The sequence below is a fragment of the Polaromonas sp. P3_A5 genome, from assembly GCF_056403055.1.
Genome location: NZ_JBFUGF010000001.1, coordinates 617,888 through 628,979 on the forward strand (window position 1 = coordinate 617,888; position 11,092 = coordinate 628,979).

At 61.5% G+C, this 11,092-nt stretch carries 9 protein-coding genes; all 9 read left to right on the forward strand.

All coding sequences use genetic code 11. The features are described 5' to 3' along the window. Positions 1 to 45: 45 nt before the first annotated feature. Positions 46 to 1,095 carry an RNA polymerase-binding protein DksA gene (dksA, locus tag AC1DU8_RS02970; RefSeq protein ID WP_457281109.1) on the forward strand — a complete coding sequence of 350 codons (1,050 nt, stop codon included), beginning with the start codon at positions 46 to 48 and terminating at the stop codon, positions 1,093 to 1,095. 39 nt (positions 1,096 to 1,134) lie between these two features. Continuing rightward, a complete protein-coding gene (locus tag AC1DU8_RS02975; RefSeq protein ID WP_457281108.1) occupies positions 1,135 to 2,979 on the forward strand; it encodes an STAS domain-containing protein in 1,845 nt (614 codons plus the stop codon). A gap of 490 nt (positions 2,980 to 3,469) precedes the next feature. Further along, on the forward strand, positions 3,470 to 3,898 hold the full coding sequence (mraZ, locus tag AC1DU8_RS02980) for a division/cell wall cluster transcriptional repressor MraZ (protein WP_457281642.1): 429 nt from the start codon (positions 3,470 to 3,472) through the stop codon (positions 3,896 to 3,898). Between the two features lie 9 nt (positions 3,899 to 3,907). After that, positions 3,908 to 4,825 carry a 16S rRNA (cytosine(1402)-N(4))-methyltransferase RsmH gene (gene rsmH, locus AC1DU8_RS02985; RefSeq protein ID WP_457281107.1) on the forward strand — a complete coding sequence of 306 codons (918 nt, stop codon included), beginning with the start codon at positions 3,908 to 3,910 and terminating at the stop codon, positions 4,823 to 4,825. Between the two features lie 160 nt (positions 4,826 to 4,985). Continuing rightward, positions 4,986 to 5,294, forward strand: coding sequence for a cell division protein FtsL (gene ftsL, locus AC1DU8_RS02990; protein WP_457281106.1), 309 nt, complete (start codon positions 4,986 to 4,988; stop codon positions 5,292 to 5,294). Continuing rightward, positions 5,291 to 7,024: a peptidoglycan D,D-transpeptidase FtsI family protein gene (locus AC1DU8_RS02995; RefSeq protein WP_477666622.1), complete on the forward strand. Its 1,734-nt coding sequence runs from the start codon at positions 5,291 to 5,293 to the stop codon at positions 7,022 to 7,024. Before ftsL ends, AC1DU8_RS02995 begins: the two co-directional genes overlap by 4 nt. Positions 7,025 to 7,026: 2 nt before the next feature. Beyond that, positions 7,027 to 8,514, forward strand: a complete 1,488-nt coding sequence (locus AC1DU8_RS03000; protein WP_457281104.1) for a UDP-N-acetylmuramoyl-L-alanyl-D-glutamate--2,6-diaminopimelate ligase — start codon at positions 7,027 to 7,029, stop codon at positions 8,512 to 8,514. Further along, positions 8,511 to 9,920: a UDP-N-acetylmuramoyl-tripeptide--D-alanyl-D-alanine ligase gene (locus tag AC1DU8_RS03005; protein WP_457281103.1), complete on the forward strand. Its 1,410-nt coding sequence runs from the start codon at positions 8,511 to 8,513 to the stop codon at positions 9,918 to 9,920. Before AC1DU8_RS03000 ends, AC1DU8_RS03005 begins: the two co-directional genes overlap by 4 nt. Then, a complete protein-coding gene (gene mraY, locus AC1DU8_RS03010; protein ID WP_457281102.1) occupies positions 9,910 to 11,088 on the forward strand; it encodes a phospho-N-acetylmuramoyl-pentapeptide-transferase in 1,179 nt (392 codons plus the stop codon). The genes AC1DU8_RS03005 and mraY overlap by 11 nt, the downstream gene beginning before the upstream one ends. Positions 11,089 to 11,092 lie beyond the last annotated feature (4 nt).

Consider the following 11,092-nt stretch of genomic DNA (forward strand, 5'->3'; position numbering starts at 1 on the left):
AGGGCCATGGGCCATTCCGGGGCTGCTTCCCAGAGGAGACACATTGTGAAAGCCCAAGCAAAAAAGACCAAGACACCTGCCAAACCGGCCGCCAAGCCTGCATCGAAAGCCAAGCCGGCGCCAAAGCCCGCCGCCAAAGCTGTGAAGAAAGCGGCCAAACCTGTTGCCAAAGCCAAGCCGGCACCCAAACCCGTTGCCAAAAAAGCCGCCAAGCCGGCTGTCAAGGCTGCTTCCACGAAAAAGCCTGCCACCGCAGCTGTCAAGAAAACCGCTGCCAAGCCCTTGCCCAAAGCAAAGGCCGTCGCCAAACCCGTCAAGCCCGTGCTCAAATCTCCCCCAAAACCTGCGGCAAAGCCTGTTGCAAAATCAGCTGCCAAGCCCGTTGCAAAACCGGCCGTAAAACCTGCAAGCAGCGCCAAGCCGGCCCCCGCCGCCGTGGTGGTACCCGCCCCGGCACCGGTCAGGGCCGGGCTGATGGCCCCGCCTCCACTGAAACCCGGCAGGCGCAGCTCCGCCCGCGTAGCCACCCAGTCACCCCCTCCCGCACCCATGGTGCCAACCCATGCGCCTGACGCAGCCAAAGCCAGTTACTCCACAATGACCGAACGCGTGATCGCGCCGCCACCCCAGGCGGCGGCCAAAAAAGACCCCAAGCTCGCCAACAACTGGAAGACCAAATCCGCCGAGCAGCTGACCGACGACGAAGTCAAGGCGATGCCGGACTCCGAGTACATGAACGAAAAGCAGCTGGCTTTCTTTCGCCACAAGCTGTCGGTGCTCAAGCAGGACATCCACAACAGCGCCGGTGAAACCACCGAGCATCTGCGGGAAGACACCGTTGTGGTGCCCGACCCGGCGGACCGCGCTACGATTGAAGAAGAACATGCCCTTGAATTGCGCACCCGTGACCGGGAACGCAAGCTGCTCAAGAAGATCGAACAGTCGATTGCCCGCATCGACTCCGGCGACTACGGTTATTGCGATGAAACCGGCGAACCCATCGGCGTAGGCCGGCTGATCGCCCGTCCCACGGCCAATTTGTCCCTGGAAGCACAGCAACGCCGGGAACTTAAACAGAAGATGTTTGGCGATTGATCCCAGATTACCGGTTGAAGTTTATTTAATCGTCCTGCCATGTCCAAAGAAGATACCGCTTCAGGCTTGCTCTCCAAGATGGTGAAGTTCGTCCGGAATCCGGCCACGAACTGGTCGGATCTGGACGGCGCGCAAACAGACCGCGACGAAGCCATGAGCAAGCAATTGCTCAAGGAAATGATTGAGCGCAAGCGGCAAAACGACTTCGTGCGCAAGCGCGAATTCGACATGCTGCGCAAGATGCGCAAGCGTGAAGCCATGGTGGGTGTGGGCCAGGACCCAGGCGGCCGGCCTTCGTTCTTCCAGAGCAGCATGCCCTCCAAGCCCGACGACAGGGCCACCACGCTCAAGAAGATCGACGAGATCGAAGCGCAGATGTCCATGCAGTGGTGGAAAACCAAGAATGGCGGCATGCCGGACAACTCGGTGCACGCGCCCTTGCATAGCCCATCGACGCAGGCGCCCCCCATGCTGGACAATGCATTGCCCACCGCATACAGGGCCACGGCGCCGGCAGGTTTGCAGCAGCTGAACGCAGCCAGGTTGGCCGCCGAGCAGCAGGCGGCCCGGGAAGCCGCTCACGAGCCCTCCCAGACCCAGCCCGATTCCCTGTCTGTTGCGCTGGCCGCAGCCCGATCTACGCCTCCCGCCCAACCTCCTGCCAAACCTCCTGCAATCGGCGGCCTGGCGGGTATCGGCGGCAGTTACGACAGCGGCGGCGGTTCCAGCTTTTCTCCTTCCAAGCTCACTGCGGTGGATGTGGAGGAAGTGGTTGCCCATGATGCAGAGCTGGAGGAGGCCGCTATCCGGTTTGCCAATGGCGACGATGCGGGTGCCGAAGCCGGCCTGCTGGAAATTCTTGCCCCCGGTGCCGTACGCGCGGGCCACCCGGATACCTGGCTGACCTTGTTTGACCTGTACCGGGCCACGGCCCAGCAGGATAAGTTTGAAACGGCAGCCATCCAGTTTGTCGAGCGGTTTGACCGTTCGGCACCGCAGTGGTTCTCCATGCCTGACATGGTGAAAATGCTCAGCGTTCCGGCGGCGGGCAAGGCTGCCGCCAATCCGAATGGTCCTGCTGTTGATTGGGTCTGTCCCTCTGTGCTGGGTATACAGACCGTGGCAGCCCTCAAGGCGGCCACCGCCAAGGCGCCCATGCCGTGGCGCCTGAACTGGAACAACCTCAAATCCATCGAACCTGATGCTGTCGAGCCTTTGTACAAGGTCTTCAGCGGGTGGGCGACCCAGCCTGTTCAGCTGCGTTTCATGGGTGATGCGCAGTTGCAGAAGGTACTGCAGAACGCCACCCCTTCAGGCAGCCGCGATACCGCCCAGCAATGGTGGCTTTTGCGCATGGAGGCGCTGCGTGTAACGCATCGCCCCGACGACTTTGAATTGGCCGCACTCGACTTCTGCGTTACCTACGAGGTCTCCCCGCCAGCCTGGGACAGTGCACGTTGCGAATACAAACCGATCGATGCGCAGGGCGGCGTCACGGATGGGTCGGCCATCATTGGCGACGTGTACCGTGATTCCGTGTCCTCCAGTCTGAGCGCCATTGATGGAGACACCCAGATGGATGCACCGAGTTCACAGATGAGCAATGTGCTGTCGGTCGAACTGTCAGGCCAGATCCAGGGTGATGCGATAGCGGTGCTGGACAAACTGGAAGTCAAGCTGATGGGTGCAGACATGATGCTGATCTCCTGTGCCAAGCTCATTCGCGTGGATTTTTCGGCTGCGGGAACGCTGCTGAACTGGGTGTCAGCCCGCGAAGAAGAAAACCGGTCAGTGCAATTCACGGAAGTCAATCGCCTCGTTGCAGCGTTTTTCAATGTGATCGGCATCACTGAGCACGCAAGGGTCACAGTCCGCATCGACTGACCTTGCGGCCTTTCTGCTGGCCGATTTGGGTAGTGTTGTCATGCCATTCGGCGTCTAGTCGGATTGGTCCGACAGGTCTTCCGGCGCCCTGTGCTTTCTGCACCGTATCCCTTCAAAAAACACGCTATCCCTGCGGTCACGCCCATTCTTGTTATGTGGCGGCCGTTACCTGCTATATTTTTCATAGCTATGCCATGCTTGCACTGTGTAAAAACAGGTTGCTGAGCGTTTGAATGGATGGAAATAGTTCCTCTTTTTTCCATTTTGGCGGGTGCTCAGTTGCTGGCGCTTAAAGCAATACTTTCAGTGCACCGTCTAAGTGCTTAATTTAGAACACTTTTTAATATAGGCCCTGGATCCGAAGATACTCCTAAGTCCTTGATTTCATTGAAAAAATTTGTTTCAAATCCCTTGTTTGCAAATGGTTTCCTGCTAAAGTGGGGAAAAGTGCAATTTAGTGGTGAAAAGTGTTTTTCAAGGGTTTGTAGCAGTGTTTCAAGGCGCTTCATCGTTAGTTCTCGATACCAAGGGTAGGCTCTCCGTGCCTACCAGGCATCGTGACGTGCTGAGCGCCACAGCTTCCGGCCAACTCACCATCACCAAGCACCCGCACGGTTGCCTCATGATTTTTCCCCGCAACGAGTGGGAGAAATTCCGCGACCGCATCGCTTCGTTGCCGATGCAGGCGCAGTGGTGGAAGCGCATCTTCCTCGGCAACGCAATGGACGTCGACATGGACGCCACCGGCCGTGTGTTGGTGTCGCCCGAATTGCGGGCGGCTGCCGGCATCAGCAAAGACACGGTGCTACTGGGCATGGGTGGTTATTTTGAGCTTTGGGACGCCGCCACCTACGCAGCCCAGGAGGCCGAGCAGATGAAGGGCGAGATGCCCGATGTCTTCAGAGACTTCTCGTTCTGAAAGAAGACGGTGAACGGCACATGGACACACCGCACCGTCTTGTTGAACGAAGCCATAGCGGCGCTTCTTGTCAACCCGGACGGCCACTACGTCGACGCGACCTTCGGGCGCGGCGGCCATTCGCGGTTGTTGCTGTCGCAGCTCTCACCCCAAGGGCGGCTTACCGCCTTCGACAAGGATCTCGACGCCATTGCCGAGGCGCACACCATCACCGACCCGCGGTTTTCCATCCGTCACGAGGGTTTCATGCATTTGGGTCTGTTGCCCGTCGCCAGTGCGGCCGGTGTCCTGATGGATCTGGGTGTGAGCTCACCGCAGATCGACAACCCGGTGCGCGGTTTTTCTTTTCGGCAAGAGGGGCCTTTGGACATGCGCATGGACACCACGCGTGGCCAGAGCGTGGCCGAGTGGCTGGTGGATGCATCCATAGAAACCATGGCGGAGGTGATTCGTGAATATGGCGAAGAACGGTTTGCTCAACAGATTGCAAAGGCGATTGATCGTCGCCGACAGGAACGGGGCCCTCTTCGAACCACCGCTGAGCTGGCCGAAGTCGTGGCTGGCGCGGTCAAAACCCGCGAGCCGGGCAAGGACCCTGCAACGCGCACATTTCAGGCTCTTCGGATTTTCATCAACGCCGAGCTTGAAGAGCTGCAACAGGCGCTAGCTGCGTCGCTGAAAGTTCTCCAACCGGGAGGCCGTCTGGTGGTGATCAGTTTTCATTCGCTCGAAGACCGCATCGTCAAGCAGTTCATCGCCGCACATTCGCGCGAGGTGTTCGACCGTCGCGCGCCTTTCGCCGAACCCAAGGCCATGCAGCTCAAGGCGCTTGGCCGCACCAAGCCCAGCGCAGAAGAGGTCGAAGGCAATCCGCGCTCGCGCAGCGCCGTGATGCGCGTCGCCGAACGCACGGGGGTGGCGGCATGAACCCCGTAGTACGCGAAGCGACAAACGTGGGGGACCTACAAAGGGCGACAGGCATTTCATGCCAGCCGGGGCCGCGGAACCGGCTTTGCCGGGCCGCAGGCGCGGCGGCCCCCTCGGGGGGCAGCGCAGTACGCGAAGCGACAAGCGTGGGGGTCATATCATGGCCAGGCTGAACCTCGTGTTGCTTCTCGCCGTGTTGGCCAGCGCGCTTTACCTCGTGCGCACTCAGTACGAGTCGCGACGCCTCTATGTCGAGCTGGAAAAAGCGACGGCCGAAGCCCGCAAAATCGAAATGGACAACGAGCGTTTGCAGGTGGAAAAGCGCGCCCAGGCTACGCCGCTGAAGGTCGAGAAGCTTGCGAAGGACAAGCTGCAGATGCGCACGGTGACACCTGCCATCACGCAATATGTGAGCTACAAGGACGCTCCGGTAACGGCGGCTTCGGCGCCGGAAGGGCCCAGGCCATGAGCCGCAGCGTGCTTTATTCGTCCAGCCCCCTGCTGGCCAGCAAGACTCCCGTCTGGCGCAGCAAATTCATCGTGGCCGGTATCGCGTTGGCTTTTGCCGGGCTAGCGGGTCGTGCGGCCTATATCCAGATTTTTGGCAATGAATTTTTCCAGCGCCAGGGTGAGGTGCGCTTTGCCCGCACACTGGAGCTGCCCGCCAACCGCGGCCGCATCCTGGACCGCAATGGGCTGATCCTCGCATCCAGCGTACCGGCATCCAGCATCTGGGCCATTCCCGAAGACGTCGAAGCCAGCAAGTCGCAACTGGCCGAGCTGGCCGTGCTGCTGGAAATGCCGCTGGTCGAGCTCAACAGAAAACTGGGCGAAGAGGACAAGACCTTTGTCTGGCTCAAGCGTCAGGTCGACGAGCCGGTGGCAAAAAAAATCCATGCCATGGGCATCAAGGGCATCTACCAGCGCAAGGAGTACAAGCGTCAATATCCCGAGGGCGAAACCGTGGCCCACGTGGTGGGCTTCACCAACGTTGAGGATCGCGGCCAGGAGGGCATTGAGCTGGCCTTCAACAAGGACCTGGCCGGTAAGGCCGGTTCGCGCCGCGTGATCAAGGACCGCCTGGGTCGTGTCGTCGAGGATGTCGGCGAACAGATGCCGCCTGTCGAAGGCAAGGACATTCAGCTGAGCATAGACAGCAAGGTGCAGTTCTTCGCCTACCAGAAGCTGCGCGACGCGGTCATTGCGCGCAAAGCCCGGGCCGGCAGCGTCGTGGTGCTGGACTCCACCACCGGCGAGGTATTGGCATTGGCGAACTATCCCAGCTACGTGCCCGACAGGCGGAAAAATCTGACCGGCGAGCAGTTGCGCAATCGGGCCCTCACCGATACCTTCGAGCCGGGTTCCACGATGAAGCCGATCACGGTGGCCATGGCGCTGGAGGCCGGTCGCATCAAGCCGCAAACCGTCATCGAAACCGGACCCGGCCGTTACAGCATCGGCGGCTTCACCATCAGTGACACCCACAACTACGGCACGCTGACAGTGGAAGGCGTCATCCAGAAATCCAGCAACGTCGGCGCGCTGAAGATCGCACAAAAGATGAGTCCGCAGGAAATGTGGGAGACCTACATGGCACTGGGTTATGGGCAAAAGCCGCAGATCCAGTTCCCAGGCGCGGTCACCGGACGTGTGCGACCCTGGAAGACCTGGCGCCCTGTCGAGCAGGCGACTATGGCCTATGGTTATGGGTTGTCGGCCTCGCTGTTCCAGATGGCGCACTCCTACACTGCTTTCGCGCATGACGGTCAGATCATTCCCGCCACCATGCTCAAAAGCAGCGAGCCCGCCGTGGGTGTACAGGTCTTTTCTGCAGAGAACGCGCATGCCGTTCGCCGGATGCTGCAAATGGCCGCCGCACCCGGTGGTACTGGCCCGTTGGCGCAAACGGTGGGTTATTCGGTAGGCGGAAAATCGGGAACGGCGCACAAGCAGGTCGGCAAAGGTTATGCCACCAACAAATACCGCGCATGGTTCACAGGCATGGCGCCTATCGAGGCCCCGCGCATCATCGTTGGCGTGATGATCGATGAGCCCAGTGACGGCAATTACTTTGGTGGCGTGGCCGCTGCACCTGTCTTCAGCGAGGTGGTGCAGCAAACGCTTCGCATGATGGGCGTGCAGCCTGACATGAGCGTCAAGCCCCAAATCACCACCCAGGCCGTGGAGGAGTCGTTTTGAGCATGCAACTCCACACCCCTGAACAAGCCGCCGGCTGGTTGCGCGAACGCGTGAGCGGCAGCCTGTGCACGGACAGCCGCAGGCTGACCCCGGGCGACGGCTTTGTCGCCTGGCCCGGCACCGTGACCGACGGGCGCAAGTTCGTGGGCAGTGCGTTGACTGCGGGTGCCACTGCCTGTCTGGTCGAACAGGAAGGCGCGGCCGCCTTCGGTTTCCAGGACGAAAAGATCGCCGAATACGCCGGTCTCAAGGCCGCCACCGGGCCTATCGCCGCCGTCTACTTCAACCAGCCGAGCCGGCAATTGCGGATTTCCGCTGTGACCGGCACCAACGGCAAGACCTCCACCGCCTGGTGGCTGGCGCAGGCTCTGGGCCGGCTGGGTCACAAATGCGGCGTCATTGGCACGCTGGGCATAGGTGAGCCTGGTGCCATGGTTTCCAACGGCCTGACGACGCCGGACCCGGTGCTGCTGCAACAGGAACTTCGGCGCTTCGCCGACCAGGGCTTTGTCGCCTGTACGCTGGAGGCCTCCTCCATCGGCGTGGTCGAACACCGCCTGGACGCGACCGCCATTGAGGTCGCGATATTTACCAACTTCACGCAGGACCACCTCGACTACCACGCTTCCATGCAAGCCTACTGGGAGGCCAAGGCCGCGCTGTTCGCTTGGCCGGGTCTGAAGGCGGCGGTCATCAATATCGACGATGCCAAGGGTGCAGAACTGAAGGAGTCGCTCGCGGGGAGCGGCCTGGACCTCTGGACGGTATCCTGCGCGGAACCGGCACGCCTGCAGGCGCGCAAGATCGAGCACGGCACCGAAGCATTGAGTTTTGAGGTGACCGAGGGTGCCGAAAGCCATACGCTGGCTGCCCGGCTGGTGGGCCAGTACAACGTGTCCAACCTGCTCGGTGTGCTCGCAGCCCTGCGCGCCATGGGTGTGTCGCTGGCCGATGCGGTCAAGGCCTGTGCCGGCCTGCTGCCCGTGCCTGGGCGCACCGAGACGCTGGCCGTCCCGGGCCGGCCGCTGGTGGTGATTGATTACGCCCACACGCCCGACGCTCTTGAAAAGGTGTTGCTCGCGCTGCGGCCGGCTGCGGCACACCGCAATGGCCAGCTCTGGTGCGTGTTCGGCTGTGGTGGTGACCGCGACACCACCAAGCGTCCGTTGATGGCGGCTGTAGCTGAAAAAAATGCCGACCAGGTGGTAGTGACCAGCGACAACCCGCGTAGCGAAAACCCGCTGGCCATCATTTGCCAGGTCTTGCTTGGCCTGAGCCGCCGCGATGCTGTGCACGTTCAGGCCGACCGGTCAGCCGCCATCACGCACGCCTTGAGCCTGGCTTGCCCCGAAGACATCGTGTTGCTGGCCGGCAAGGGCCACGAAAGTTATCAGGAAGTGGGCGGTGTGAAGCTTCCCTTCTCCGACCGCGAGCATGCGCAGGCGGCGCTCGATGCCCTGGCTTCGCCCAAACAAGGAGGCCGGCCATGATGCGCCTGCAGCAAGCCCTGGGCTGGTTGTCCGCTGCTCGCCTTGTGGGTGACGGCGGCGTGCAGGCCTTGCGGGTCAACACCGACACGCGCAGCCTGCAGGCGGGCGACCTTTTTGTGGCGCTCAAGGGCGAGCGCTTCGATGCTCATGATTTCCTCGCGCAAGCCAAGGCACAGGGCGCAGTCGCGGCGATTGCCCATCATGGTCTGGTGCAAGCTGGCCTGCCGGGGCTGGAAGTGCCCGACACGCGCCTGGCGCTGGGTCAACTGGCCGCCGGTTGGCGCTCGCAGTTCCGTCTGCCGCTGGTGGCTGTGACGGGCAGCAACGGGAAAACCACCGTCACGCAAATGATCGCGGCCATCTTGCGCGCCTGGAAGGCCAACAAGGCCTTCGCCACTGAAGGCAACCTCAACAACGACATCGGTGTGCCGCTCACGCTGCTGCGCCTGTCGGCCGAGCACGAAGTAGGGGTGGTCGAGCTGGGCATGAACCACCCGGGCGAGATCGCTTATCTGGCTGAAATTACCAGGCCCACCGTCGCGCTGGTCAACAATGCGCAGCGCGAACATCTGGAATTCATGGCCACGGTGGAAGCGGTGGCGCGCGAAAACGGCTCGGTATTTGCGTCGCTGGATGCGGGCGGCACGGCGGTCTTTCCGGCCGACGACGACTACACCCCCCTGTGGCGTGAACTGGTCGGCACGCGCAAGGTACTGACCTTCGCGCTCGCGGGCGCCGCCGACATCACAGCTACCGCGCAATGGGATGACGGCTGCTGGAAGGTGGTGGCTACGACCCCGGCGGGCAACACTGATTTCTCTTTGCACATCGCCGGCCGGCACAACGTCAAGAACGCCTTGGCCGCCGCGGCCTGCGCGCTGGCTGCGGGCGTTCCCCTGGCATCCATCTCCGTGGGCCTCTCGGCTTTTGTGCCGGTCAAGGGCCGTTCCCGTGCCATCGCCGTGGCCCTGCCGGGCCGGGTGTTGACGTTGGTCGACGACAGCTACAACGCCAATCCCGACTCCATGCGCGCCGCCCTGGAGGTCCTCGCCGAACTGCCCGGCCCGCGTCTGATGGTGATGGGTGACATGGGCGAGGTCGGCAACCAGGGGCCGCAGTTCCACGATGAAGCCGGCCGCCATGCACGCGCGCTGGGTATTGAAAAATTGTTCACATTGGGCGAGCAGTCAAAGCAGGCAGCGGCCGGATTTGGCGGTGCGCAGATTTTTGGCGGCATGGACGAACTCGCCGCCGCCGTGCTGGCCGAGCTGCCCCACACCGGCAGCGTGCTGGTCAAGGGTTCTCGCTTCATGAGGATGGAGCGTGTGGTCCAGGCCATCACGGCCAATGCGCAAGATCAAACACAACATCAACAACATCAGAAGGAAGAGCCCCATGCTGCTTAGTCTGGCCCAGTGGCTCCAGTCAATCTCCCCCGAATTCGGGTCCTTCAGGGTGTTCCAGTACCTGACGTTCCGTGCAGTCATGGCCGCGCTCACAGCCCTGCTGATCGGTCTGCTGGCGGGCCCCTTTGTGATCCGGCGGCTGATCTCGCTGAAGATCGGGCAGCCAATTCGGGAATACGCAATGCAGACCCATTTGAGCAAGAGCGGCACACCCACCATGGGCGGTGTGCTGATTCTGCTGTCCATCGGAATTTCCACATTGCTATGGTTCGATTTGTCCAACCGTTTCGTCTGGATCGTCCTCATCGTCACGTTGGGCTTTGGCGCCATAGGCTGGGCAGACGACTGGCGCAAGGTCGTGCTCAAAGACCCGGAAGGCATGCGGTCACGTGAGAAATATCTGTGGCAATCCATCATCGGCCTCATCGCGGCGCTGTACCTGGTGTTTAGCATCTCCGAGAGCTCCAACATGCGCGTGCTCGAACTGTTCTTCAGCTGGGTGCAGTCGGGCTTTGACGTGAACCTGCCGCCCAAAGCTGGCCTGCTGGTGCCTTTCGTCAAGGAAATCAGCTACCCGCTGGGCGTGTTCGGCTTCGTGATCCTGACTTACCTCGTGATCGTGGGCTCCAGCAATGCCGTCAACCTGACTGACGGCCTGGACGGCCTGGCCATCATGCCGGTCGTCATGGTGGGCTCGGCGCTCGGTGTGTTTGCCTACGTCACCGGCAGCTCGGTCTACTCCAAATACCTGTTCTTCCCGCACATCCCCGGCTCGGGTGAGCTGCTGATTTTTTGCTCGGCCATGGCAGGCGCCGGCCTGGCCTTTCTGTGGTTCAACACGCACCCGGCCCAGGTCTTCATGGGCGACGTGGGCGCGCTGGCGCTGGGCGCCGCGCTGGGCACCATCGCGGTCATCGTGCGCCAGGAAATCGTGCTGGCCATCATGGGCGGCATCTTCGTCGTCGAGGCGCTCTCCGTGATGATGCAGGTGACCTGGTTCAAGTACACCAAGAAGCGCTACGGCGAAGGCCGCCGCATCCTCAAGATGGCGCCGCTGCACCATCACTTCGAGAAAAGCGGCTGGAAAGAAACGCAGGTGGTCGTGCGTTTCTGGATCATCACCATGCTGCTGTGCCTCATCGGCCTTTCCACCTTGAAGCTCAGGTAACAGG

Coding starts and splice junctions, on each gene's coding strand:
- ftsL (WP_457281106.1), top strand. CDS start 4,986: ATGGCCAGGCTGAACCTCGTGTTGCTTCTCGCCGTGTTGGCCAGCGCG.
- AC1DU8_RS02995 (WP_477666622.1), top strand. CDS start 5,291: ATGAGCCGCAGCGTGCTTTATTCGTCCAGCCCCCTGCTGGCCAGCAAG.
- AC1DU8_RS02975 (WP_457281108.1), top strand. CDS start 1,135: ATGTCCAAAGAAGATACCGCTTCAGGCTTGCTCTCCAAGATGGTGAAG.
- AC1DU8_RS03000 (WP_457281104.1), top strand. CDS start 7,027: ATGCAACTCCACACCCCTGAACAAGCCGCCGGCTGGTTGCGCGAACGC.
- AC1DU8_RS03005 (WP_457281103.1), top strand. CDS start 8,511: ATGATGCGCCTGCAGCAAGCCCTGGGCTGGTTGTCCGCTGCTCGCCTT.
- mraY (WP_457281102.1), top strand. CDS start 9,910: ATGCTGCTTAGTCTGGCCCAGTGGCTCCAGTCAATCTCCCCCGAATTC.